Source organism: Parafrankia sp. BMG5.11 (genome assembly GCF_004337455.1).
Genome location: NZ_SJXI01000082.1, coordinates 39,312 through 64,361 on the forward strand (window position 1 = coordinate 39,312; position 25,050 = coordinate 64,361).

Annotated in this window: 21 protein-coding genes and 2 pseudogenes; 16 read left to right on the forward strand and 7 right to left on the reverse strand. The window is 71.5% G+C overall.

The features are described from left to right. Positions 1 to 316: 316 nt before the first annotated feature. Complete coding sequence (locus tag E0504_RS40625) at positions 317 to 1,771, forward strand: amidase (protein WP_112105151.1); 1,455 nt, start codon at positions 317 to 319, stop codon at positions 1,769 to 1,771. Between the two features lie 198 nt (positions 1,772 to 1,969). Beyond that, complete coding sequence (locus E0504_RS40630) at positions 1,970 to 3,121, forward strand: PP2C family protein-serine/threonine phosphatase (protein WP_112105152.1); 1,152 nt, start codon at positions 1,970 to 1,972, stop codon at positions 3,119 to 3,121. Between the two features lie 31 nt (positions 3,122 to 3,152). On the opposite strand, the gene E0504_RS40635 is transcribed toward E0504_RS40630, so the two are convergent. Beyond that, entirely contained in the window at positions 3,153 to 3,362 is a 210-nt protein-coding gene (locus E0504_RS40635) for a DUF4236 domain-containing protein (RefSeq protein WP_020464302.1), read from the reverse strand. 275 nt (positions 3,363 to 3,637) lie between these two features. Between E0504_RS40635 and E0504_RS40640 the strand changes: the two genes are divergently transcribed. The 4 genes from E0504_RS40640 (at position 3,638) to E0504_RS40655 (ending at position 10,589) form a co-directional block, all read left to right on the forward strand. Beyond that, positions 3,638 to 5,458 (forward strand): SpoIIE family protein phosphatase, encoded by a 1,821-nt coding sequence (locus E0504_RS40640; RefSeq protein ID WP_160144235.1) that lies wholly within the window; start codon positions 3,638 to 3,640, stop codon positions 5,456 to 5,458. A 189-nt stretch (positions 5,459 to 5,647) separates the two neighbouring features. Further along, positions 5,648 to 7,990 (forward strand): ATP-binding protein, encoded by a 2,343-nt coding sequence (locus E0504_RS40645; RefSeq protein ID WP_131626980.1) that lies wholly within the window; start codon positions 5,648 to 5,650, stop codon positions 7,988 to 7,990. Between the two features lie 147 nt (positions 7,991 to 8,137). Then, a complete protein-coding gene (locus E0504_RS40650) occupies positions 8,138 to 9,559 on the forward strand; it encodes a glutamate decarboxylase (protein ID WP_112105514.1) in 1,422 nt (473 codons plus the stop codon). A gap of 676 nt (positions 9,560 to 10,235) precedes the next feature. Further along, on the forward strand, positions 10,236 to 10,589 hold the full coding sequence (locus E0504_RS40655; protein ID WP_112105515.1) for a hypothetical protein: 354 nt from the start codon (positions 10,236 to 10,238) through the stop codon (positions 10,587 to 10,589). 150 nt (positions 10,590 to 10,739) lie between these two features. Here E0504_RS40655 and E0504_RS40660 read toward each other — a convergent pair whose 3' ends face one another. Together E0504_RS40660 and E0504_RS40665 are read right to left on the reverse strand one after the other, a co-directional pair. Next, on the reverse strand, positions 10,740 to 11,171 hold the full coding sequence (locus E0504_RS40660; protein ID WP_160144244.1) for a serine hydrolase: 432 nt from the start codon (positions 11,169 to 11,171) through the stop codon (positions 10,740 to 10,742). A 13-nt stretch (positions 11,172 to 11,184) separates the two neighbouring features. After that, positions 11,185 to 11,775 (reverse strand): serine hydrolase, encoded by a 591-nt coding sequence (locus E0504_RS40665; protein WP_112105517.1) that lies wholly within the window; start codon positions 11,773 to 11,775, stop codon positions 11,185 to 11,187. A 7-nt stretch (positions 11,776 to 11,782) separates the two neighbouring features. Here E0504_RS40665 and E0504_RS53750 point away from each other — a divergent pair. Together E0504_RS53750 and E0504_RS53755 are read left to right on the forward strand one after the other, a co-directional pair. Further along, positions 11,783 to 12,007 (forward strand): annotated as a pseudogene (locus tag E0504_RS53750) (response regulator transcription factor); the annotation flags it as partial. A 144-nt stretch (positions 12,008 to 12,151) separates the two neighbouring features. After that, positions 12,152 to 12,472, forward strand: a complete 321-nt coding sequence (locus tag E0504_RS53755) for an ATP-binding protein (protein ID WP_306769322.1) — start codon at positions 12,152 to 12,154, stop codon at positions 12,470 to 12,472. On the opposite strand, the gene E0504_RS40675 is transcribed toward E0504_RS53755, so the two are convergent. After that, a complete protein-coding gene (locus E0504_RS40675) occupies positions 12,430 to 13,881 on the reverse strand; it encodes an aldehyde dehydrogenase (RefSeq protein ID WP_112105518.1) in 1,452 nt (483 codons plus the stop codon). The two genes, E0504_RS53755 and E0504_RS40675, sit on opposite strands and share 43 nt — an antisense overlap. 945 nt (positions 13,882 to 14,826) lie before the next feature. Between E0504_RS40675 and E0504_RS40680 the strand changes: the two genes are divergently transcribed. Together E0504_RS40680 and E0504_RS40685 are read left to right on the forward strand one after the other, a co-directional pair. Then, positions 14,827 to 15,777, forward strand: coding sequence for a CoA ester lyase (locus E0504_RS40680; RefSeq protein WP_112105519.1), 951 nt, complete (start codon positions 14,827 to 14,829; stop codon positions 15,775 to 15,777). Between the two features lie 287 nt (positions 15,778 to 16,064). After that, positions 16,065 to 16,832 carry an SDR family NAD(P)-dependent oxidoreductase gene (locus tag E0504_RS40685; RefSeq protein WP_049795834.1) on the forward strand — a complete coding sequence of 256 codons (768 nt, stop codon included), beginning with the start codon at positions 16,065 to 16,067 and terminating at the stop codon, positions 16,830 to 16,832. Between the two features lie 87 nt (positions 16,833 to 16,919). Here E0504_RS40685 and E0504_RS40690 read toward each other — a convergent pair whose 3' ends face one another. Continuing rightward, the gene (locus E0504_RS40690; RefSeq protein WP_112105520.1) at positions 16,920 to 17,897 is read right to left on the reverse strand and encodes a TIGR03621 family F420-dependent LLM class oxidoreductase; all 978 of its coding nucleotides are present in this window, start codon (positions 17,895 to 17,897) and stop codon (positions 16,920 to 16,922) included. A gap of 111 nt (positions 17,898 to 18,008) precedes the next feature. Here E0504_RS40690 and E0504_RS40695 point away from each other — a divergent pair, with 111 nt between their 5' ends. The 6 genes from E0504_RS40695 (at position 18,009) to E0504_RS40720 (ending at position 23,569) form a co-directional block, all read left to right on the forward strand. Beyond that, positions 18,009 to 18,866 carry an enoyl-CoA hydratase/isomerase family protein gene (locus E0504_RS40695; protein ID WP_112105527.1) on the forward strand — a complete coding sequence of 286 codons (858 nt, stop codon included), beginning with the start codon at positions 18,009 to 18,011 and terminating at the stop codon, positions 18,864 to 18,866. A gap of 45 nt (positions 18,867 to 18,911) precedes the next feature. Next, entirely contained in the window at positions 18,912 to 20,102 is a 1,191-nt protein-coding gene (locus E0504_RS40700) for a CaiB/BaiF CoA-transferase family protein (protein ID WP_112105521.1), read from the forward strand. 97 nt (positions 20,103 to 20,199) lie between these two features. Then, positions 20,200 to 21,495 (forward strand): aromatic ring-hydroxylating dioxygenase subunit alpha, encoded by a 1,296-nt coding sequence (locus tag E0504_RS40705; protein WP_112105522.1) that lies wholly within the window; start codon positions 20,200 to 20,202, stop codon positions 21,493 to 21,495. Positions 21,496 to 21,509: 14 nt separating this feature from the next. After that, entirely contained in the window at positions 21,510 to 21,854 is a 345-nt protein-coding gene (locus tag E0504_RS40710; RefSeq protein ID WP_112105523.1) for a hypothetical protein, read from the forward strand. 14 nt (positions 21,855 to 21,868) lie between these two features. Then, the gene (locus tag E0504_RS40715; protein ID WP_112105524.1) at positions 21,869 to 22,702 is read left to right on the forward strand and encodes a TauD/TfdA family dioxygenase; all 834 of its coding nucleotides are present in this window, start codon (positions 21,869 to 21,871) and stop codon (positions 22,700 to 22,702) included. A 111-nt stretch (positions 22,703 to 22,813) separates the two neighbouring features. After that, positions 22,814 to 23,569, forward strand: coding sequence for an SDR family NAD(P)-dependent oxidoreductase (locus E0504_RS40720; protein ID WP_071067085.1), 756 nt, complete (start codon positions 22,814 to 22,816; stop codon positions 23,567 to 23,569). A gap of 146 nt (positions 23,570 to 23,715) precedes the next feature. Here E0504_RS40720 and E0504_RS40725 read toward each other — a convergent pair whose 3' ends face one another. Further along, positions 23,716 to 24,123, reverse strand: coding sequence for a nuclear transport factor 2 family protein (locus E0504_RS40725; RefSeq protein WP_071067084.1), 408 nt, complete (start codon positions 24,121 to 24,123; stop codon positions 23,716 to 23,718). A gap of 192 nt (positions 24,124 to 24,315) precedes the next feature. Beyond that, positions 24,316 to 24,867, reverse strand: a pseudogene (locus E0504_RS40730) (amidohydrolase family protein); the annotation flags it as partial. Positions 24,868 to 25,050: the final 183 nt, after the last annotated feature.

The following is a 25,050-nucleotide window of genomic DNA, read 5'->3' on the forward strand; positions in this document are numbered from 1 at the left end:
CCCATGGATCCGCCGTAGATAACGCGATGTGTCCACGCATCGCCGTCACCACACACCGTTGTCCGCGATGGCCGCCGACGCGGATGTCCTGCGCGCCACCGGTTCCGCCCCGTTGGGAGGCCCCCGAGGCCCCCGCCCACGGGCCGGACGTCCACCGGCCGATGTAGCCCAGTACACACCGGAGGAGGCGAGCGGGGCGCCGGCCGGCATATGCCATGTACGTCTCGTGCTGGACAAAGGGCGGGGGCCGCGGCGCGAGGTCGGCTACCGTTCCCCCACGGCTTCCGCCGCGCGCGTCGCGTCCAGGAGGTGGCTGATGTCGGATACCGCGGGTGTGGGTGCGGACGACGGCCGGCTCGACGGCCTGTACGGCCTGCGTGAGCTCGCCGGGCGACTCGCGGCCGGGTCGATGAGCTCCCGGGAGCTCGTCGCCGCCTGCCTGGAGCGCATCGAGGCGACATCCACGACCCTGAACACCTTCCGGGTGCTACGGGCCGAGGAGGCGCTGGCGGAGGCCGAGGAGGCTGACCGGCGGCTCGACACCGGGGAGCGGCTCCCCCTGCTGGGTGTCCCGGTGGCCATCAAGGACGACACCGACATGGCCGGCCTCCCCACCGCCTTCGGCGCGGCCGGCGACTTCCCGCCGGCCACCGAGGACTGCGAGATGGTCCGGCGGCTGCGGGCCACCGGCGCGATCATCGTCGGCAAGACGAACACGCCCGAGTTCGGGCAGTGGCCGTTCACCGAGGGGGCGGCGTTCGGCGCGACCCGCAACCCGTGGAACCTCGACTACTCCCCCGGTGGGTCGTCCGGCGGCGCGGCGTCGGCCGTCGCGGCCGGGCTGGTCCCCGCCGCGATCGGGTCGGACGGCGCCGGCTCGGTCCGCATCCCCGCGGCCTGGACCCATCTCGTCGGGATCAAGCCGCAGCGCGGGCGCATCTCCAGCGCGCCGGTAACCGAGCAGTTCAACGGGCTGACCACCTTCGGCCCGCTCACCAGGACCGTCGCGGACGGCGCCCTCCTGCTGGACCTGCTCAGCGGAAGCCTCCCGGTGGACCGGGACCGCCCGCCGGTGCCGGCGGAGACCTTCCTGCGCTCGGCCGAGCACCCGCCGCCCCGGCTGCGGATCGGCCTGTCGCTGCGCGTCCCCTACAGCGGGATGTCGGCCGCGCTGGATCCGGCTGTCCGCACCGCCGTGGAGCGCCTCGCCGAGGTGCTGGCCCGGCTCGGGCACGACGTGGTGCCGGTCGAGCCGCCGTACGGCCTGCTCGGCCTGCTGTTCCTGCCCCGCTCGATGGACGGCATCCGGGACTGGTCGCACCGGGTGCCCAACCCCGAGCTCCTCGATCCGCGGACAGTGGCGAACGCGCGCAACGGGCGGGCGCTGCGGCCGGTGCTCGGGCTGACCCGGGCCGCCGAGGCACCGGCCCGGGCGTGGATCGGCCGGGTCTTCCGCACGGTGGACGTCCTGCTCGCGCCGACCACCGCGGTGCCGCCGCCGCGGGTCGGCGAACTGAACCGGGAGACGAACTGGGAGACCGATCAGGCGATCGTCGCGGCCTGCCCGTACACCTGGCCGTGGAACGTCCTCGGCTGGCCGGCGGTCAACGTCCCGGCCGGGCTGACGCCTGCCGGGCTGCCGGTCGGCGCCCAGCTCATGGGCCCGGCGGGCGGCGAGGGGCCGTTGATCTCCCTGGCCGCCGAGCTGGAGGACGTCGAGCGTTGGTACACGCGCCGGCCGGGCCGCCTGGAGGCTTCGACGCCCGCCTGACCCGGAGGCGTCTGAGCTGGAGGCGCCTGCGGCCGGAGGCTGGCGGCCGATCCGGATCGTCACCGCCGGATGCACACAGCGGGACACCGGCACGTGAAGCACCTTGTAGCTCACTCGAGGTGACCTCCGGAGGTGCCATCGGGGGTACAAAATTGGAGGTCGCCCGCGAACGGGCCTCTGCGCCCTGGACAATGGCGCATGCTCAGCAACGTGGTACCCCGGATCGGGGACTTCGTGGGTCAGTGGGGGGCTGGTCTGCTGGTTCTCGGTGCCGCGGTCGCGGTAGGCGCCGTCACCGACCTGTCGACCGCGGGCTACTTCGGGCTCGGTGCCCTGGTGACCGCGGTGACCTGTCCTCCGGCGGCGACGCTGGGTGTCGGGCTCGCCGCCGAGGTGATGGCCGTCGCCTCGGGGTGGTGGGACCACCGGTTCGGCAACGGTCAGCACATCGCGGCCTGCATCCTGGTCGCGGCCCAGGTCGCGGTGGCCGTCTACGTGTCGGTGAGCCGTAACCGGCGCAGCTCGGAGCTCCAGCAGGTCCGGGCGGTGGCGGAGGTCGCCCAGCGGGCTCTGCTGCCCGAGGTGCCCATCGCGCTGCACGGGGCCGGGTTCGCGGCCCGCTACCTCTCCGCCGCCAAGGAGGCCTCGGTCGGCGGCGATCTCTACGAGGTGGTCGCGACGCCGCACACGATCCGCATGATCATCGGTGACGTGCGCGGCAAGGGGCTGCCCGCGGTGCGGCTGGCGACGGTGGTCCTGGGCGCCTTCCGCGAGGCGGCGGTGACCTGGCTGGACCAGGGGCAGGTCGCGGCCGCCTGCGCCCGCTCGGTCGGCCGCGAGGCCGAGCCGGAGGACTTCGTGACGGCGCTGCTGGTCGACATCTACCCTGACGGCCGGCTCAGCCTGTGCTCGGCGGGCCACCATCCGCCGCTGCTGGTTGGGGCGACCGCCACCACCACGCTGACCTGCCCGTCCTCACCCCCGCTGGGCCTCGGCGACCGCTTCGCGACCGCGACGGCGGACTGGGCGGTCGGCGACCGCCTGCTGCTGTTCACCGACGGGCTGATCGAGGCCCGGGACGGCGAGCGGGCCTTCTTCCCCCTGGAGCGGCACGTCGACCTGCTGCGCGACGTCCCGCCCGATGCCGCGCTCGACCGGCTCACCAGCGCCCTCACCAGGCACGTGGGTGGGAACCTGCACGACGATCTGGCCCTGCTGCTCGTCGAGCGGCGCCCGACGGGCGCGGCGCTGGCCGCCACGGCCCAGGCGCCCACGGCCCAGGCGCCGTTGTCCGCCGGGGCGCTCCCGGCCACTCCCGCGAACGCGAGCGCGGCCACGATGTCGGAATAGACGATGCGCGCCGTGGGACGCGCGAGGCGGGTCAGCGGCCGGCGGAGGCTCGGCGGCGGCCGTCCCGGCGGTAGGAGAACGGACCGGGAAGGTCGACGCTGGAGAGCCCGCCGCGGCGGTTCTTCGACCACACCCGCCAGGAGACGCGGCCGAGCTTCAGGGTCACCGAGGAGACCCCGTTCTCGCTGACGTTCACGTGGAAGGGGCCGTAGCGCGGCCGGCGCGTGTAACGCAGTCCCATGACTACCTCCAGGGAAGATGTGGGGCACGGGGGTCCTTTCCGGCTTTGCCCCCCGCTACACCCACGAACACCGATCTTGCCGTCCATGACCCGCCTACCCAGTCGCCCTATGTGACTTAGGTCACCTATCGCGATCCACATGTTCTGTCGGGCCGGACCTGGACAGGGCCCAGGGGATGCACGCTGTCGACGTGGGATCGCCCGACGGAGCCGGTAACGGCCATCCGCGGCCGGCTACCGACTGTGCCGACCTTCCTGCGTCGGCAGTCGGCCCCGTGCCGGAGTGGCTGGATCTGCAGATCCGCGACCGTGCGCTGCAGGCCACCGGGGCGTGCTTCACGATCACCGACCCGCGGCAACCCGACAACCCGCTGATCTGGGCGAACCCGGCGTTCGAGCGGGTGACCGGCTACAGCCTGGCCGAGGTGGTCGGGCGCAACTGCCGGTTCCTGCAGAACGGCGACGACGACCAGCCGGCGCTGGCGGAGCTGCGCGCCGGGCTGGCCGCGGGCAGGCACGTGGTGGTCGTGCTGCGCAACTACCGGCGGGACGGCACGCCGTTCTGGAACGAGCTCGCCATCAGCCCCGTGTTCGACCCGCTGGGGGAGATCACCCACTTCGTGGGCGTGCAGACCGACGTCACCGAACGGGTCGAGGCCCAGCTCGAGCGGGACAGGCTGTTCGAGCGCGAACGGGCCGCCCGCGGCGACGCCGAGCGCGCCACCGCCCAGCTGCAGCTGCTCGCCGACGTCAGCGAGCTGCTCTCGGGCACCCTCGACGTGGGTGAGGCGCTCGACCGGCTCACCAAGGCCGTGGTGCCCACCGCCGCGGACTGGTGCTCCGTGCACGTCCTCCCGCCCCGCTCCGCGCCGACGAGGACGGATTCCGAGGCCATGGGGCCGCGCCGGGTCATCACGCATCACCGCGACCCCCGGCTGCGCACGATCGCCGAGCGCAGCCAGCTGCTGCAGGCCGAGCTGCCGACCGCGGCGAGCGCCGTGGTCCAGGTGCTGCGCACCGGACGTCCCGTGCTGCGGGAACGCATCGACCCCGAGGGCCTGCGGGCGGCCCTGCGCCCCGAAGGCCGCGCCGACGAGCTGGTGGGCCTGCTGGAGGAACTGGGCCTGGCGACGGCCGTCGCCACCCCGCTGCTCGCCCGCGGCCGGGTGCTCGGCGCGCTGGTGATGGCCCGCTCGTCGGGCTCCTACACCGCGGACGACCTGCGCCTCGCCGAGGATCTCGGCCGGCGGGCGGGCACCGCGATCGACAACGCCCGGCTGTACCGCGCCGAGCACACGGTGTCGGAGTCACTGCAGCGCTCCCTGCTGCCGACGATCCCCGAGCTGCCCGGCCTCGCGTTCGCGGCCCGCTACCTGCCCACCGCGGCGACGGCGACCGTGGGCGGCGACTGGTTCGACGTGCTCGCGCTGCCCGACGGGGCGGCCGGGGTCGCGATCGGCGACGTGATGGGCCACGACATCGCGGCCGCGGCGGCGATGGGCCAGCTCAGCAGCGTGCTGCGGTCGTACGCGTGGGAGGGCCACCGGCCGGCGATCGTGCTCGACCGGCTGGACCGGCTGGTACAGGGCCTGGAGATGGCGCAGCTCGCGACCTGCCTGTACGCCTGGATCCAGGTCAACGACGCCGGCTTCGCGCAGGGGGCCGCCGCTCCCGCCTTCATGCGGTGGGCGAACGCCGGCCACCTACCGCCGCTCCTGCTCACTCCGGACGGGCGGGCCCGCCTGCTGGGTTCCACCGGCGCGCCGCCCACTGGCACCCCGGCCGCCGGGCTGTCGAGCGCGGAAGCCGGAGTACTGATCGGGGCGGGCGGCGCGGAGTCCTCGCCGCGCCCGGAGCTGCGCATCCTCCTGCCGGCCGGCTCCCACCTGGTCCTCTACACCGACGGGTTGGTCGAGTCCCGGGATCTCGACCTGGACGACGGCCTCGAGCGGCTGCGGCTCACCGCGGAGAAGCACGCCCCCGAGGACGGGCCCGAGGCCCTGGTGGATCTGATCGTCGACCAGATGCTCACCGGCCGGCGCCAGGACGACGACGTCGCGATCCTCGGCCTGCGGGTGCTCGCCGGGCCCGACTGAGGCCTGCCGGGCCGTGCCGGGCGCCCGTACGGACGTCGGCACCTGACGACGTGTCCGGGTCCGTTATCGTGATAAGCCGGTCGATGGATCTTGCTGTCCGGTCGGCTGGCCGGGGGCAGCGCTCGCGGGGGGCGGCGTGGGTACTGACGATTGCGCTGGCACGTGTTCCGGCGGCCCGGTGACCAGCGCGTGACCCGCCGGACCGGGAGCGAGGGGGGACGCGACCGGCGCGGCGCGGCGGGCGGGGACGTCGGCCCGAACGAGGCCGGGCTCGGCGTCAGAATGTCGCGGACCCTCGGGCTCCTGCGCCTGGTCGCGGTCCTGTTCGGCATCGCGGTACTCCTCGCCGACGCGGGATGGTACGGATCTCCGGCCCGGCTCGCCCTGCCGGCCGTCGCCGCCTGCTGGGGCGTGGTCTTCGGCGTGGTCTGCCTGACCCGTGGCCTGGGTCGGGACCTCGCCGCCGGCGAGCTCCTGATGGGCCTGGTCGTGGCGGGCTGCGCGCCCTGGGCCGTGCCGCCGGGCGAGCTCGCCACCGGCCCCAACTGGGTGCTGCTGCGGCTCATCGGGACGGGCCTGACCATCGTGTGGTGCTTCCCGCCGGCGGTCTGGCTGCCGGCCGTGCTGGCGTTCGTCACCCTGTACACGGCCGTCGTCCACGAGATCGCCGCGCCGTCCGCTTTGGAGGCGGCGCTGCCGGCCGGCGCGGTCATCGCCGTCCCCCTCGCGTTCGCCGCGGTCGTCGGGCGGATGCGCCGCGGGGCCCGGCGCTGCGACGAGTGGCTCGCGCTGGCCCACACGCGGCGCCGCGGGCGCGGCATCGTGGCGGCACGGCGGCAGGACGTGGCCGAGTCGGACCGGCTCGTGCACGACACCGTCCTGAACACGCTCACCGGTATCGCCTGGGGAGCACGTGACGCGGGCGGGAAGAGCGTCCACGCCCGGTGCCGGCAGAGCGTGGCGATCTGTGAGGACCTCCTCGCCGGCGGGCGGGACTGGGAGGGCGGCCTGATGGTCGCCCTCGGCCGGGCTCTGGACCAGGCTCGTGCCACCGGGCTGGGCGTGGAGTTCTCCTTCACCGGCTCCACGGACACGCCGGCCGAGGTCGCCGCCGCCGTGGCCATGGCCGTCAGCGAGGCGCTGTCTAACGTGCGCCGCCATTCCGGCCTGCCCCGGGCACGGGTGGACGCGCGCACCGACCCCACCGGAGTCCTGGTCACCGTGACCGACCACGGCGTGGGCTTCACCCCCGGCCGGTACCGCGCCGACCAGCTGGGCGTGCGCCGGTCGATCATCGACCCGATGGGCGACGTCGGCGGGTCCGCGACCGTGCGGTCGACGCCGGGGGGCCCGACAATCGTGACCTTGCAGTGGTCCCGTCGCTCGCCCGACGCGCCGGCGGTCGAGGTCGCCGAGCTCGAGGAGCGGCTGGCCCGCGACACGGCCGGGGCCGCCGGGCGGGGCGCCGTCGTCTGGCAGCTCGCGCTCGGGATCGTGCTCGTGATGCGGCTCTCCTACTACCAGCACCCGGGCCTCGTCGCCCTGGCCTGGGCCGCGTCCGGGGCGGCGCTGGTATGGGCGGGCCGGGCCAGCCGCCGCGGCCCGCTGCGCGGGCCGGCGGTGGCCGGGCTGACCGGGCTGTTCCTCGTCACCCAGATCGCCGCCGGGGCCCTCGGCCAGGAGGGCTCGCGGGTACCGCTCAACTGGGTGCTGGTCAGCGGGCTGGGGGTGTGCGCCTTCCTGACCGCGGCCTGCCCCGTCCGGCAGTGGCTGCCCGCCTCGGCGGCGATCGCCGCGTGCGCGGGCGGCATCGTCGCCACCAGGTACAGCGGCGGGCCCGGGATCGTTGGTTACCTCAGCGTGATGTTCTACACGCAGGCAGTCGTCCAGTCGGTTGTCGGCGCGCTCGGCCCCATGCGGCGCGGGACGGCGGCGGCCGCCGCCGAGATCGCCCGCGCCGACGCCGAGCTCGCCGCCGACCTGGTCGCCTCCGCCAAGATCACCCAGGATCGCCGGGCCCGGCTCGACCGGCTCCGTGCCGACACGCTGCCGCTGCTGGCCGCCATCGGCGACGGCCGGCTCGACCCCGCGGCCGACGAGGTGCGCGCGCGCTGCGCGTCCAGCGCGGCGGAGCTGCGCCGCGCGATGACCAGCCCCGTCGCCGGTTCGGACCTGCTCGAGGGCCTGGAGCCGGCGCTGCGCGCCGCCGAGCGACGTGGGGTGGCGGTACGGATGCAGGTCGCCGGCACCTTCGACGCCGTTCCCGGGACGGCCCGCGACGAGGTGGTCGCCGCGCTCTCGGCGGTGCTGGCCACGGTCACCCCCGCGGCCACCGCGGTCACGGTCACCCTGACCGGCACGGACGACACCGGCGAGGCGTTCGTCACCGCCGACGACCCGGCGGTGGCCGAGGCGGGCCCGCCCGTCACCCCGGCGCCGTCCGCCTGGACGCAGGTCATCGACGACAGCGGCGACGGCCAGCTCTGCGTCGAGATCCGCTGGTGCCCGCCGCAGCGGGTCGGCGGCGCCTGAGCGCGAGGCCTCTGCCGACGCGCGGCACCGGTCGTGTTCCAGCACCCAACTTCGATTACGCATCGCACTCGGAAAGTCACCTGGCGTGATTCCCGATCTCGTCGCAGACTCTGGTCGACGACGGACGCGGCCGAGGGAGGGACGTCCATGGCCCTACACGGCCGGGCGAGAGGCAGGCGCGGCGACCAGGCCGTGGAGGTGCGGCCGCACCTGGTCATCCCGGACGAGGACGGGCCCGTCCCCCGGTACCGCATGCCGCGCTCCTCGCTGTCCGCCGAGACCGCATACCAGATCGTGCGCGACGAGCTGATGCTGGACGGCAACGCCCGACTGAACCTGGCCACGTTCGTGACCACCTGGATGGACGAGCACGCCGACCGGCTGATGGCCGAGTGCGCGGCGAAAAACATGATCGACAAGGACGAGTACCCGCAGACGGCCGAGCTCGAGGCCCGGTGCGTCAACATGCTCGCCGACCTGTGGCACGCCCCCGACGCCACCGACGCCGTCGGCTGCTCGACGACCGGGTCCTCCGAGGCGTGCATGCTCGCCGGGCTGGCGATGCTACGCCGGTGGCGCTCGACCAGGGAGCCCCACGGCAGGGAACAGGGCGGCGGGCAACGCGGCACCGGTGCGCGGCCGAACATCGTCATGGGTGCCAACGTGCAGGTGTGCTGGGAGAAGTTCGCCCGTTACTGGGACGTCGAGCCCCGGCTGATGCCACTCGCGCCCGGGCGGACCCACCTCACCGCCCCGGAGGCCGTCGCCCGCTGCGACGAGAACACGATCGGGGTCGTGGCCGTCCTCGGCTCGACGTTCGACGGGACGTACGAGCCGGTGGCCGAGATCGTCGCCGCGTTGGACCAGCTGGCGGCCTCGGGCGGCCCGGACGTCCCGGTGCACGTCGACGGGGCTTCCGGCGGGTTCATCGCCCCGTTCTGCGACCCCGACCTGGTCTGGGATTTCCGGCTCGAGCGCGTGGTCTCCATCAACGCCTCCGGACACAAGTACGGGCTGGTCTATCCCGGGGTCGGCTGGGCGCTCTGGCGCGACGCCCGGCACCTTCCGGCCGAGCTCGTCTTCGACGTGGACTATCTCGGCGGCTCGATGCCCACCTTCGCGTTGAACTTCTCCCGGCCGGGAGCACAGGTCGTCGCGCAGTACTACTCTCTGCTACGACTCGGCCGGGCCGGTTACCGGCATACCGCCCGCACGTGCCGTGACAATGCGCGTTGGCTGGCGGATGAAATCGCGAAGCTCGGCCCGTTCGAGCTGATCTCGGACGGTTCGGGGATCCCGGCCTTCGCGTTCACGACGAGGGATGCGGCCGAGTTCAGCGTCTTCGAGGTCTCCGAGGCGCTGCGTGCCCGTGGCTGGCTGGTGCCCGCATACCGATTCCCGCCTGATCTGGCCGAGCTGGCGGTACTGCGGATCGTCGTGCGGGCCGAGTTCAGCCGGGATCTGGCGCATCTGCTGGTCGAGGACCTGCACCGGGTGGTCGGACGACTCTCCGGCCCCCGGTGGCGGACCGCGGCCGGGGGCGCCGATCTCGCGTCGTTCCACCACTGATCCATCCGTCGACCGATCCACCCGTCAGCCGAGTCTTCCCAAACAGAACCCCTGCGAAACCGACACGACCCGCATCTACCCGCCGGGCGAAAAACACGAGGGCACGCACGAGCCAACACCGGTCGCGCCGCCAGGCGACGCGACCGGCCGCCACCCCCGACCCACCGCGGGCGGGCCGACCCGGGCCTACCGGCCCACACCGAGCCGCATCGGCCCACAGCCGGCCACGGCGGCCGGGGCACAGCACCGGTCGCGACGACCTTGACCCGACTCGTTCGATTCCGGCAGAACTGTCGTAATCAGGACGCCGACACAACGTTCCGGCGCTCGAGAAAGGGCCGCTAGAATGGCCGATGGAATCGACTCGGAAAGACTGGAGAAATCTAGACCGAGCACAGGTGCCCACATCCGGCCTGCACCGGCCCGGCCGGGCACACCGGCCACCCGGCCCGGGCACTTCCGGGCCACCGCCGGGCCACCGCCGGGCGGGCCGCCCGGAGTCGTTCGCGTCACACATCCGACGCGCGGGAACCAGCAACGCAGGTGTTGCGACGGACACACCTTTCGGCAGGTTGTATTCATGCAAACACTTAGCGTGACGCGGCGAACCTCACCATGACGACAGCGACAGAACTAGGCATTGTTGGAGTTAAGCGAAATCGAGAAAGGTGATGCAATGCATTCTGTGACCTCCCCCACGAACGTCGCCCCGGCCAAGACCCGGTTAACCGGTGATGTCCCGCGCCAGCCCCAGCGCCGGCACCGGGACAAGGTGACCCGAGCCGACCGCACCGTCATCGCGGTCCGCGAGGCCCTGGCCCGGGCGGACCGGCCGGTGCGCGCCCGGGTCCTCGCCCTCGACCTGGGCCTGCCCCCCGCCGAGGTGACCGCCGGCCTGCGCCGCCTCCAGGATGTCGGCGCCGCGCTCTCCCACGCCCGCCGCTGGGTGGCCGTGGACGCCACCACCGCCACCGCCGCGCCGGAACCCGCTCCGGCCGATCACGAACATCCCGCCCGCGAGCTGCCGTGACGGCCGCCGCCGGAAAGCATTCCTGTATCCGCCACCCCGCGTCGGTGACGCCCCGGGTACGCGGCATGCTCTCCTGAGAGCGGATCACCGAAGCGGGTCCGCGCCACGCTCGTCGCGACCGGTCACACGACGATCCGGCGAGACTTCCGGTCAGGTCAGCAGCTCCTCCGCCCGCTGAGACGCGGGAAGCAGGACCTGATCCTGATTGGCGAGGATTGCGACGACGTATCCCCTGTCCGGATAGATGGCCAGGTCAGCCTCATAGCCCGGGGTCCCGCCGTTGTGGCCCACCACCCGGGTTCCGTTGATCCGCCTGTCCAGGAAGCCGTAGCCGTACCACGGCGGCTCGACCGGTCCGGTCCGGACTGGACCCCCTCCCGGAGCCGGAGCCGCGCCGGGACCGGAGCCGCCCGTGCCCGCATCGCCGAGGGCCGGAGCCGGCTGGGTCACCTGGACCTTCCCGGCGAGCACGATGTCGGTGAGCTCGCGGCTGAGCAGTCGGTGGCGCAGGAGAGCGTCGGCGAAGCCGACCAGGTCGGCGGCGGTCGACACCGCGCCGCCCGCGAGGCTGGCACCCTGCACCCGGTCTCCGAGATCACGCGCCTCGGTACCCGGCGGCGGCAGCTCCGCCGCCCGGAGCCGGGCCCAGAGCCAGCGGCCGCCCGTCCGGCCCGACCAGGGCGTACGGATGAGCCATCCCGCCGACATCGACGGGACGGCGTGACCGCACGACGGTGTCGCGCATGCCGGCCGGCGTGAAGACGTGCTCCCGGGTGTGGTCGGCGTACGCCTGCCCGGCGACGCGCTCGACGATCGCGCCGAGTACGACGAACCCGGCGTTGCTGTAGCTGTAGCCCGAACCCGGCACGAAACGCGGCGGCTCGCGACGGATCCGCGCCAGCAGGGCGTCGATGGTGTGGTTCTCCGTGGTGATCTCCGTGCCGTCGCCCTCGCCGTCGAAGATGTCGCCCAGGCCGGACGTGTGCGTCAGCAGGTGATGGAGCCGGACCGCCGAGGCGGTCTCGGGCGGGAACCCGTCCAGGAACTTCCCGACGGGGTCGTCGAACGACAGCATGCGCCGCCCCGCGAGCTGAGCCACGGCCACGCCGGTGAACATTTTGTTCAGCGAACCGATACAGAAGAGCGTCCGCGGAGTGTCGGCCTCTCCGGCCGCCCGGTCGGCCATGCCGTAGGCCGCCGCCAGCGTCGAGGACAGGGTCGACGGCCTCGGGCTCGGCGCGGACGACTACCTCGGAAAGCCGTTCGCGTTCTCCGAGCTGGTGGCGAGGCTGCTGGCTCTCGTCCGCCGCAGCGCCCCGGCCCACCCACCGGTGCTCCGTGTGGCCGGCGTCGTCCTCGATCCGGCGCGGCGTACCGCGGAACGCGCCGGACGGATGCTGCGCCTGACCCCGACCGAGCTCCTCACCCAGGCGGCGGTCGCGCTCGCCGTCGTCACCGTGCTCGCCGCCATACTGAGCTGGCTCGTCGCCGGACGGGTGCTACGGCCGATCAGGCTGATCTCAGCCACCGCCGTGCACGAGCTACGGCCCCCGCTCACGACAATGCGCATCGCCCCCGACGTGACGCTGGACGGCGAGCCGACGCTGCTCGAACCGTTCGTCCGCGGCGACGGTTCGCGCACCCTCGGCGACGGCGGGCTCGGGCTGGGCCTCTCCATCGTCGCCGCGGTAGCCGCCGCCCACGGCGGCACGATCGCCGTCACCCCTCGCCCTGCCGGGGGGCTGGACGTCACCGCCCGGCTGCCTCGGGGCCGCGACTCGCCCGGCCCCGAGGCAGCCGTGAGCGGGCCGGCGGTGCTGCCGTCCCGGGACGCTGCCGGCTACGAGGCCGGCGCCACCGAGATCGACTTGACGTCGAGGTAGCCCTCGATGCCCTCGCGACCCAGCTCACGGCCGATCCCGCTGGCCTTGACCCCACCGAACGGCGCGTTCGGGTCCATGCTGTACGCCTGGTTGACGCCGAAGGTCCCGCTGCGGACCCGGCGCGCGACGGCGAGGCCCCGTTCGACGTCCGAGGTCCACACCGAGCCCGAGAGGCCGTACTCGGTGTCGTCCGCGAGGCGGACGGCGTCGGCGTCGTCGGAGTAGGGCAGCACGGTCAGCACCGGCCCGAAGATCTCCTCCTGCGCGATGCGCATGCCGCTCTCGACGTCGGCGAAGACGGTCGGGCGGACGTACCAGCCCTGGTCGACCCCGGCCGGCAGGTCGCTGCCGCCGACGACCAGCCGCGCGCCCTCCTTCTGGCCCTCCTCGATGTACCCGCGCACCCGCTCCTGCTGCCGGCGGGCGACCAGCGGGCCGACCTTCGTCGCCGGGTCGGACGGGTCGCCGACCGGCAGCGCCTCGACCATCGCGGCCAGGGCGTCGACGAACTCGCCGTACCGCGCGCGCGGGACGAGGATTCTCGTCTGGGCGACGCAGGCCTGCCCGCTGTTCATCAGGCCGGCGATCTCCACGCCCGCGGCCACGGCGGCGGGGTCGGCGTCGTCGAGCACGACCGCGGCGGACTTGCCGCCGAGCTCGAGGCTGACCCGCTTGAGGTTCGACCCGCAGGACGCGGCCACCAGGCGACCGGCCGCGGTGGACCCGGTGAAGGACACCTTGTCCACACCCGGGTGCGCCACGAGGTACTCGCCGATCTCCCGGTCACCGGGCAGCACGCTGACGACGCCCTGCGGCAGCCCGGCCTCGGCGAGGCTCTCGGCCAGCGCGTAGGCGTCGAGAGGCGTCTCCGGCGACGGCTTCAGGACGACCGAGCACCCGGCGAGCAGAGCCGGCACCAGCTTCCCGATGGTCAGGAACAGTGGCATGTTCCACGGGACGATGGCGGCGACGACCCCGATCGGCTCCTTGCGCAGCAGAACGTCCTGCCCGTAGAAGCCCTTGCGCGGCTCCTCCCACGCCAGGTTCTCCGCGATGTCGGCGAACGCGCCCATCATCAGCAGCGGCAGCGTCACATGCGACAGCTTGGCGAACGAGATCGGCGCGCCCATCTCGGCGCTGATCAGCTCGGAGAGCTCCTTGCGCCGCGGCTTGAGCAGCGCGCCCAGCCGCCGGATGACCGCGACCCGCTCGGCCGGGTCGAGGCGCGGCCACGGCCCCTCGTCGAACGCGGTACGGGCAGCGGCCACCGCCCGGTCCACATCCTCGGTGCCGGGCGCGGCGACGCGAGCGATGACCTGCTCGCTGTGCGGCGAGACCACCTCGATCGTGCGCGTGCCGCTGGGCGCGACCCATTCGCCCCCGATGAACAGACGATCTTGTTCCTGCATGAGTCCCTCCGGACACGGCCCGCGACGATGTGACGATCAGCTGTGGTCTGACAGATTCAGGCATGGTGACGAACCCCGGGCCGGCGGGCCGGAATTCCCGCACGACGGAGCACCGCGCCGCCCGGCGCACCGCGCCGCCCGGCGCACCACGGCACCCGGCGCACCACGGCACCCGGGTGGCCGGGGCAGCCGACGCACCTCGCCGGCCGGCGAGCGGTTGGGACGACCGTGCGCGGCCCGCGGCGACTCCCGCGGGCGATCGAACTCACGAGCCGGGGCCGCCGCGGTCGACGGCACAGGTGCGGGCCCGAGCCCCGCGGCCGTCGACAGTTGCGGTCGTCATACGACAACACTAACGTTGGCACCTAAATCGAACAACCGGATCCGCCACGCCCCAGGGGCGGGAATGTGATCCACTCGGCGCATATTTCAGCCGTGCCCGCCCGGCCACGCGAGCATGACTGATCATCATCCCCGGTCCCGCTCGACACCGACCCGAAGATCGAACTCAGCGTAGCGCCAAGAACACCGGCCGCGAATACACCGGGGCGGGAGCCGGCACGCACGAACGCCGGCTTCCCGGTACTTCACCCGCGTCACGGAACCCTTCACCAGGCGCTGCCACCACTGCCCCACGGGCACCCGACCCGAATAGGAGAACTCCGCCCGCCGGCGGCGGGCGTGAAATCCGGCGGCCAGCCGGAACAGCGACCTTTCCACGTCGAGTTCGGCAACACAGTCCAGAAAAACACCAGACGCCACCGGCGCGGAGTTCACGCGGTGACTCCAGGCCTTTCCCCGGAATATCTCAGACCGTTCCTCCGGCCGGACCGGCCGGCCCTGGGCCGGTTGCCGGGAAGACACCGACGGCGGCTGCGGGGCGATTGGCGGCACTCCGTGTACAGCGCACGGCTGACATCGAATTCACGGACATAGGAGGCAGTTATGCCCGGCAAAGCGGAAGAACCGAACGTCACCCGGCCGCGCGCCCGCCGCTCGGAACTGGCGACCCCGGCCAGCAGTGAGCGGATGTGTGAGAAGGCCGCCGGTTCCGGAGCGGACCTCGTCTTCCTCGACCTGGAGGACGCGTGCGCGCCGTCAGCCAAGGAGGCCGCCCGCGGCATCGCCGTCGCCGCGCTCACCGACCTGGACTGGGGACACACCGTCCGCGCCGTCCGGGTGAACGGCCTGGACACACCCTGGTGCCACGACGACATCATCGAGGTCGTCACCGGGGCGGGTGCGTCGCTCGACGTGCTCATCGTTCCCAAGGCCCGCTCGGCGCGTGACGTCTGGTGGGTCGACGTGTTGCTGACCCAGCTCGAGACGAAGCTCGGACTGACCCGGCGGATCGGGCTGGAAGTACTGATCGAGGAGGCGGAGGGCCTGTCCAACGCCGCCGAGATCGCCCGGTCCAGCAGCCGGCTGGAGGCGATAATCTTCGGCGCCGGCGACCTCTCGGCGTCGCTGCGCGCCCGGGTGGACGGCAACTTCGACCCCGTCGGGGAGTACCCGGGCGACTTCTGGCACTTCGCGCGTGTCCAGGTGCTGTCGGCGGCGCGCGGGGCGGGCATCGACGCGATCGACGCGCCGTACCCCGCCTACAAGGACGTCGACGGGTACCGCCGGTCGGCCACCCACGCGAGCCTGCTCGGCTTCGACGGGAAGTGGGCCATCCACCCGGCTCAGGTGCCCATCGCCAACGAGGTGTTCGCGCCGACCGAGCAGGAGGTGGCCGAGGCGCACGAGGCGATGAAGATCTACCGCGAGTCCGAGGCGGAGGGGGTCGGCGCGATCGGCCGCGACGGCCGGCTCGTCGACGCCGCCCACATGCGTCTCGCCGAGAACGTCCTGCACAAGGCCGCCCTCGCCGGCGGAACCGCCCCGGCGAACTGAGCCGCCCCGCCCAGCTGAGCCGCCTCTGGCGGCGGGCTACCTCACCGACGGTCGGCGCCGCCCTCACCCACGGTCGGCGCCGCCCTCACCCACGGTCGGCGCCGCCCTCACCGGTGGGTGGGGCGGCTGCCCCGTCCGCACGGAAACGTGCATGCCGAAAACCGCGCGGGGGTTTTACCGGAGTTACCCCGCGCGGTTGACCGGACATCACCGGCCTCTTCCCTCATGCCGCCCGGCTATTCGAGCGGCATCTTTACCTCCGCGACATGATGTGTAGACTGACGGCCATGGGTGAGCGTTTATCAGATTCCATTCCGGCGCGACGCCTCGAGGGGAAGGTCGCGGTGGTCACCGGTGCGGGTTCCGGCATAGGCCGGGCCGCCGCCCTGCTGTTCGCGCGCGAGGGAGCGAGGGTGGTCTGCGCCGACCTCAGCGGCCGGGAGAAGGAAACCTCGACCATCATCGGTGAAGGCGCCGTTCCGGTACATGTCGACGTCACATCATCGGCCGATGTGCAGAATATGATCGACACCGCCGTGCAGGAGTTCGGGCGGCTCGACGTGCTGTTCAACAACGCCGGCGGCGGCGGCCCACGCAAACCGATCACCGAGTTCGACGAGGAGACCTTCGACAAGCTGATCGCGGTCAACCTCAAGGGCGTTTTCCTCGGAATGAAGTACGGAATCGCCGCCATGCTGCGCGGCGACGGCGGTTCAGTCATCAACACCGCCTCGGCCGCCGGTCTCGTCGGCTGGAAGGACCAGGCCATATATTCGGCGGCAAAAGGCGGGGTCGTCCAGATGACCAAGTCCGCGGCGCTGGACTTCGCCGAGTCCGGCGTTCGGGTCAACGCCATCTGCCCGGGCATGACGTGGACGGGTCTGGCGCACGCGGCCGACGACTCCGAGCCCCCCGTCGCCAACCTGCCCCAGCCGATGCGGCGCTGGGGCCGGCCGCAGGAGCTGGCGGCGGCCGCGCTGTTCCTCGCCAGTGACGAGTCCTCGTTCGTCACCGGCACCGCCATCCCGGTGGACGGCGGGTACGTGGCCCGTTGAGTCGCGGGCCGGCGGACGGGTCGCCGCGGCGCCGGTGACGGGTCACCCGTCCCACCGCGACCCCGTCCGCCGGCCCGCGGCCATCTCCTAACGCCCGCTCAGCCGCGCGGCGACGGGAGCGAAGCTTTCGATCTCCGACTGCTGGACGGTGATGTAGTTCATCCCGAACGCCTCGCGGCGTTCCTGGAGGCGCTCGGCGACCTCGTCCGGGGAGCCCACCAGCATGTTCGGATGGTTCGGCAGGCTCACCGGGTCGACCCGCATCGCCGCCGCGACCCGGGCGACGGCCGCGTCGGCCTCCTCGGCGTCCTTGGTGATCCGGGTGAAGAACGGCGAGGTCTCGATGTCGATGCCGGCGAAGCGCTCACCAGCCGCGTCGCGGACGTAGCCCAAGCGGCGCGCCGCCTCCTCGGCGGGCGTCAGGCCGTCCTCGTTCACCGCCGCGAACGGCACGGTGGAGATGCTCACGATGTCGGCCTCCCGCCCGGCGAGGGAGAGGACCCGGCGACGGCCGCCGCCGATCATGATCGGCGGGTGCGGCTGCTGCACCGGGCGCGGCAGGCCGGCGTAACCGGTGACGTTGACGAACTCCCCGTGCTGATTGAGGTCCTGCCCGGACCAGTGGGCCCTGAGCAGCGCGATCACCTCGGTCAGCTTCTTGATCCGCTGGCCCGGCGTCTCGTAGGGGACGCCCATCGCCCGGTACTCGGGCTCGCTCCAGCCCGCGCCGATCCCTAATTCGAGGCGGCCGTCGGAGAGCAGGTCGATCGTCGCCGTCTCCTTCGCCAACACGGCGGGCACGTGGTAGTCGACGCAGAAGACCCGGCAGCCCACCCGCAGCGTCTCGGTGACCGCCGCGGCCGTGGCCATCGCCGCGATGGGTGCCAGGTACTGCGGTGGCCACCTTGCTTCCTTCTGCGCCGGCCCGTGCCCCAGGTAGTGATCAGCCAGGAAGAGCGTCGAGTACCCGAGATCCTCGACCCGGCGGGCGAGGTCACGCCACTCGGACCCGGACTTGGCCTTCGTGGCCTGGACAGCGAAGCGGAACGGCCGCAAGGTTGACATCGACGGAGAATAACATGCGCGTCCTACTATAGGACGACCTTAGATATATGGTAACGTCACTTCCGCGAGGGAAGATCGACGTTCTCCCGGCCGCGCCGAAGGGACATGGGGATGGTCAAGCGGACGAGGTTCAAGGAGTACGAGGACCGGTACGCCAACTACCGGTTCCAGTTAGACGAGGACGGCATCCTGCTCATGCAGTGCCACACCAACGGCGGCAGCCTGGTGTGGGACTGGAAGTCCCACGACGACATGGCCGACGCGTTCGCCGACGTCGCGGGCGACCGCGAGATCAAGGTGCTGATCCACACCGGCACCGGCGAGAACTACAACGCCAACTGGGGCAACCTCCCCAACGGCGAGCCCCCGGAGAAGCCCGAGTACCGGCTGATGCCGGGCGACCGCGGGCTACGCAAGCTCGACGAGAAGGCCTGGTACAACCGCAACCTGATCAACAACGTCCTCGACGTCGGCGTCCCCATGATCAGCGCGGTCAACGGCCCCTGCAACATCCACTCCGAGGTCCCGCTGATGGGCGACATCGTGCTGGCCTCCGAGGACGCCTACTTCCAGGACGTGTCGCACTTCCCCCGCGGCCAGGTCCCCGGCGACGGACAGCACGTCATCTGGCCGTTCCTCGTCGGCCACAACCGCGCCCGCTACCTGCTGCTCACCGGGAAGAAGCTCGGCGCCCAGGAGGCGCTCTCGTGGGGCGCCGTCGCCGAGGTGCTTCCGAAGGACCAGCTCCTCGACCGTGCCTGGGAGCTCGCGCGGGAGCTGGTGCGCAAGCCACCGCTCGTGCTGCGCTACACCCGCGACCTGTTCACCCAGAACCTCAAGCGGGCCTTCCTGAACGAGCTCGGCCACGGCCTGGGCCGCGAGACCTACGCCCAGCGGGAGTTCTTCCCGTTCGGCGGCGGCATGGAGCCACTGGACAGACCGTGGGACGCACAGCCCTGGTCGGATTAAGAATCGACCTCGACGTCGAATCGCCGACCACCGGAGGCTGACAGCATGCACGCACTCCAGGGAGTCCGGGTCCTTGACCTGGGCACCTACCTCGCGGGGCCGTTCTGCGCCACAGTGCTCGGCGAGTTCGGGGCCGACATCATCAAGGTCGAACGGCCTGGCACCGGAGACAACCTTCGCCGCTTCGGCACCGACACGGACTGTGGCGACACCCTGGTCTGGCTCAGCGAGAGCCGCAACAAGCGGTCGGTGACCCTCAACCTCGGCGATCCCCGTGGCCTCGAGATCCTCCGGGAGCTCATCGCCACCGCCGACATCGTGATCGAGAACTTCCGCCCCGGCGTCCTCGAACGCTGGGGGCTCGGCCCCGAGGTGATCCAGGAGCTGAACCCGCGCGCGATCCTGCTGCGGGTCTCCGCCTACGGCCAGTCGGGGCCCAACCGGGACCTCCCCGGCTTCGCCCGGATCGCCCACGCCTTCTCCGGGCTCGCCTACCTGGCCGGCGAGCCGGGCGGGACACCCGTCACCCCGGGCTCGACCTCGCTGGCCGACTACATGACGGGGCTGTACGGCGTCATCGGCGTGCTGATGGCCCTGCGCGCCCGGGAGAGCACCGGGAAGGGCCAGGTCGTCGACCTGGCCCTGTACGAGACGATCTTCCGTGCGCTCGACGAGATCGCGCCCGCCTACCAGCAGTTCGGCTTCGTCCGCGAGCGGATGGGCGCGGACACCGTCAACGTGCTCCCGCACAGCCACTACCGGACCAAGGACGACCGCTGGATCGCGATCGCCTGCTCGAACGACGACATGTTCGCCCGGCTGGCCCGGGCCATGGAACGCCCCGAGCTGGCCGACGAGGACGAACTGGGCCCGAAGGCGAAACGCCTGGCCGCCCGGGACCTGGTCAACGAGCTGGTCGGCGGGTGGGTCGGATCGCTGCCGTGCGACGAGGTGCTGGCCCGGTGCAAGCAGGCCCAGGTTCCGGCGGGCCAGCTCTACTCCATCGCCGACATCTTCGACGATCCGCAGTACAAGCACCGCGAGACCATTACCGTCGAGGAATCCCGGATCGGCCCGCTGGCAGTGCCTGGAGTGATCCCGGCACTCTCCGAAACCCCGGGTGAGATCCGCTGGTTGGGGCCGGAACTCGGCGCGCACACCGACGACGTCCTCACCGAACTACTGAACCGCACCCCGGAGGACATCGCGCGGCTGCGCGCCGACGGAGTGATCTGAAACCAAGAGTGATCTGACACCAGACGTCGAAGCCCCGGCCCAGCGTGAGCTCGCCGGCGGTGGGAACGAAACCATCCTGCGAGAGGGGTTGAAGCCGATGGCCATCCAGGAAAAACTTGCGACCGGCAGAGGCAAGTACACACCGGGGTACCCGAACCTCGACACCGGGCCCGTCGACTACGAGGACTCGATCTCCGAGGAGTTCTTCCAGGCCGAGCGCGAGGCGATCTTCAAGCGGACCTGGTTGAAGGTCGGCCGGATGGAGCAGCTGCCCCGCAACGGGACGTTCTTCACCCGCGAGTTCGTGGGCCTCGGGTCGATCGTGATCACCCGGCACACCGACGGCGAGGTGTACGCGCTGCACAACATCTGCGCGCACCGCGGCAACAAGGTCGTCTGGCAGGAGCACCCGACCAACGAGACCCAGGGCAGCGCCCGGCAGTTCTCCTGCAAGTACCACGGCTGGCGCTACGGCCTCGACGGCAAGTGCACGTACGTCACCAAGCGGAACGAGTTCTTCGAGTCGCTGCCCGACGACGAGCTCGCCATGCCGCAGCTGCGCTGCGAGGTCTTCGCCGGGTTCATCTTCGTGAACTTCAGCCAGGACGCCCCGCCGCTGCGCCAGTTCCTCGGTGAGAAGCTGGCCACCGAGCTGGAGAGCTGGCCGTTCGAGAAGTTCACCAACCACTGGTCGTTCCGGACCAAGGTCAAGGGCAACTGGAAGATCGGCATCGACGCGCTGCTGGAGTGGTACCACCCGGCGTACGTCCACGGGCGGTTCCTCAACACCAACGTGGCCGAGGCGGAGAAGCTCGTCCCGCCGATGGACTCCTACCACTACGACCTGTTCACCCCGCACATGCTGACCTCGGTGCCCGGCCCGCCGCTGCTGAAGAAGAAGGAGGGCTCGGTCGGCCCGGCCAAGCGGGACATGAACTGGGCCTACCGGCTGTTCCGCGCCGGCCTGTTCGGCCCGGACGACGTCCGCGAGGACCTCGGCCACCTCACACCGGACCGCAACCCCGGCAACGTCCGGTCCTGGAGCAACGACCAGTACTGGCTGTTCCCGAACCTGTCGGTCCAGCTCTGGGGCCGCGGGTACTACATCACCTACCAGTACATCCCGGAGACGGTGGGCACCCACGCCTACGAGGTCGATATCTACTTCCCCGAGCCGAAGACCGCCTCCGAGCGGCTGGCCCAGGAGCTGGTCGTCGACAGCACCATCGAGTTCGCGATGCAGGACACGAACACGGTCGAGGCGACCTGGTCGCAGCTCAACAACCGCGCGCTGCAGACGTTCCACCTGTCCGACATGGAGCTGATGATCCGTCAGTTCCACAAGGTCGTCCGGGACGCCGTCGCGGCGCACCAGGCCGGCAGCGAGAAGTAGAGGAACCCCTCGACATGACCACCACTGTGGACACATCCCTGCCCGAGCGGTTCCGCGCCCTCGAGCCGTGGGTCGCCGACTGGGACCTGGCGACGCGGGTCGAGCGCTACGAGAAGCGGCTGTCGAAGACCATCGACGAGCTGCAGGACTTCTACGACGCGATCGCGCCGCTCGCCGAGGAGGCCATCGCCTACCTCGACACCCGCGATGTGAACGCCCTGTCCGACGAGGACACCCGGCTGCTGCGCCTGCTCTACTCGATGATCATGGTGTCGTACCCGGTGAACATCTTCAAGCAGCCCCGGATCCCGGACTCCGGCGCGGCTTTCTTCGACACCGCCGTCGAACCGGCCCTCTGAGAAGGCGACCTGCCATGGGTACCACCACCAGGAAGATCACTGAGAACACCGGCACGGAGTTCCGCGGGCTGAAGGGTACGCAGCTCGTCGACAAGGGCGTCGCCGACGACGCCCTGGCCGCGCTGGAGGAGACCGGGGTCGTCGTCTTCAGCGAGGCTGACATCGACGACGAGGACCTGGTCGCCTTCGCCCGGCTGCTGGGCAACGTCCTGCCGCTCCCGATGGGCGGCCACAAGCTCAAGGAGATCCAGCGGATCACCCGCGACGCGTCGGCGAGCAAGCTGGCGGCGTACCGCGAGGCCACGTTCCACTGGCACATCGACGGGACCACCGGCGAGGTGCCGGACAAGGCCACGCTACTCACGGCACGGCAGATCTCGGGCGACCCGGAGGGCGACACCGAGTTCGCCAACACCTACGCCGCGTACAAGGCGCTGTCCGACGAGGAGAAGGCGCAGCTGGAGGGCGTGCGGGCCCTGCACAGCTTCACCGCCTCCCAGCTCGTCGCCATTCCCAACCCCTCACCCGAGGAGCGGGCCGCCTGGGATCGCAACCCGACCCGGGAACAGCCGATCGTGTGGACCCGCGGCAACGGCCGCAAGTCGCTGCTGGTCGGCTCCACCGCGGGCGAGGTCGTCGGTCTGCCCGCGGACGAGGGGCGGGCGCTGCTCGACCGCCTGCTGGCCTGGGCCACCCAGCCGCAGTTCGTCCTGCGGCACCACTGGACCCAGGGCGACCTCGTCATCTGGGACAACACCGGGATGCTGCACCGGGCCCTCCCCTACGGACCGTCATCGTCCAGGCTGATGCACCGCGCATCGCTGGCCGGTGAGGAAGCGGTCGCGTAATTCTGTTCGTACGGGGTTCGCGCCCGTGGGCCGCTGACGAGGCGGTTCACGGGCGCTCGCGCCGTCGACCGATCACCAGCGACGCAGCTACCCACAGGGAGGTTCGGCAACGTGACCGAACGGAAGACGGCCGTAGTAACCGGCGGAGGATCAGGCATCGGGCGCGCGATCAGCCTGCGCCTGGCCAAGGACGGCTTCGCCACCGCCGTGCTCGACATCAACACCGAAAGCGCCGAGCAGGTGGCCAAGGAAGCTCGCGAACTGGGGTACGAGGCCGCCGCCTTCGGCGGCGTCGACGTCTCCGACCGGGCGCAGGTGGACGCGGCCATCGACCGCATCCGCGAGACGTTCGGCCCCGTCCTCGTGCTCGTGAACAACGCCGGTCTCACCGGCACCCTGGGTTTCCAGAAGATCACGGACGAGCTCTGGGACCGGATGATCGCCGTCAACCTCAGCGGCCCGTTCTACCTGACCCAGGCCGTCCTCCCGGACATGATCAGCGCCCACTGGGGCCGGATCGTCAACATCTCGTCGTCGAGCGCGCACTCGGGCCAGCAGTACATGGTCCACTACGTGTCGACGAAGGCCGGCCTCATCGGCTTCACCAAGTCGCTGGCCCTGGAGTACGGCCCCAAGGGCATCACGGTCAACACGATCCCGCCGGGCTTCGTCGACACCCCGATGCTGCGCGACGTCGAGGCGAAGGGCTTCATCGGCGGCACGATCGCCGACCACGCCGAGCGCACCCCGGTGCGGCGCCCCGGCAAGCCCGAGGACATCGCCGCCGCCGCCTCGTTCCTCATCTCCGAGGAGGCCGGGTACATCACCGGTCAGATCATCGGCGTCAACGGCGGCCGCAACACCTGATCCTTGCGCCGGCCGCGGGCTGACCACCGCGGCCTGCTCGTCCACTTGTCGCGGACGGAGGGAGCCGACCCGGTTCCCGTCCGCCCGCGGACAAGTGAGCGCGGCGCCCGCTCGGCGGCCGCCTGACGGCGCGCCCCGCGGGCGGCTCAGTCCTCGATGAGGCTGTCCAGGGCCTTCGGCTCGAACGTGTAGTGACAGCGCCACTCGACGATCTTCCCCTCGTCGTCGACCCGGATCGAGTCGGCGCCCGTGCGCACCTGGCCGTCGGAGAAGTGGCAGGAGTACACGAAGATGACGGTCTGCGTGCTGACGTAGGCGGCGTCGACCGAATAGCGGATGTCCGGTACCCGGCGCATCGAGTCCGCGATGTACTCCCGGAACGGCGCGTAGCCCTCGATCGTCACCTTGCGCGGGTCACCGGTCAGCCGCGGCACAAAAGGCGAGCTGAAAACGACGTCCTGGGCGACGGCCCCCATCACCACATCCACGTCGTACCCGTTGAATCCGTCCTCCCAGTGCCGCCGTAAAGCCGTCACTATCCCGTCGTCGAGCATCCGGACTCCCCTTCGTCGTGCGTCCGCGGCATGCCGCGCTCAGGCTGCGGCACGCCGCCGGTGAAATGACGCCCGCGGCGGGCGCCGGAAAAACCGCCGAACGGCGCGGCGAGCCCAGGGGGCCCACCGCGTTCGTCAGCGGTCTCGGTAGTGCTCCTCGTTCTGTCGCTGGCCGTCCTGTCGCTGGCCGTCCTAGGCGGGGACGCCGATGCCCATGAGCTGGGCGAGGTTGCCACCCATGATCTTGCGGACGAGCTCCTCCGGCAGGTGCGACAGCTCGTCGATGTAACTCACCGGGTTGGCCAGGCCCTCCGGGTGCGGGTAGTCCGAGCCGAACAGCACGTGGTCCTCACCGAGGAGCTGCGCCAGCTCGCCGAGGTCCTCCTCCCAGAACGGGCTCACGTAGATGTTCCGCTTCACCACGTCGACCGGGTTCTCCAGGAAGTCGTGCGGCATCTTCTTGTAGAGGTTCTTCATGGACTTGAGCAGCGGCTCGACCCAGCTCATCCCGTTCTCGACGATGGCGATCTTCAGCTGCGGGAAGCGGGAGAGCGCACCGTGGCACACCAGCGCCGAGACGGCGTCCTCGACCGGGCGCCAGGCCTGCAGCATGCGGAAGGTGTTCGGCTGGAAGGGGAGCATCTCGATGCTCGCGCCCATCCACTCGCTCGTGTAGCGGGCGTAGCCGCTGTCCGAGGAGTGCAGCGCGACCAGGATGCCGGCCTCCTGCACCAATGCCGTGAAGCGTAGTTTGATCTTGCTGGGATCTGGTCATGCTGCGCGTGGGGCGAGGGGGTGGAGCCGGATCGTTGGCGGGCCTGGGTGGCGGGTCGAGGCGGGTTCGCCGGGTTTCTTGACGCGGTAGCTGTTGTGGCGGGGGCGTTTGACGAGGGGGGGGGGGGTCGGGTGGGCCGGGGGGGGGTTGAT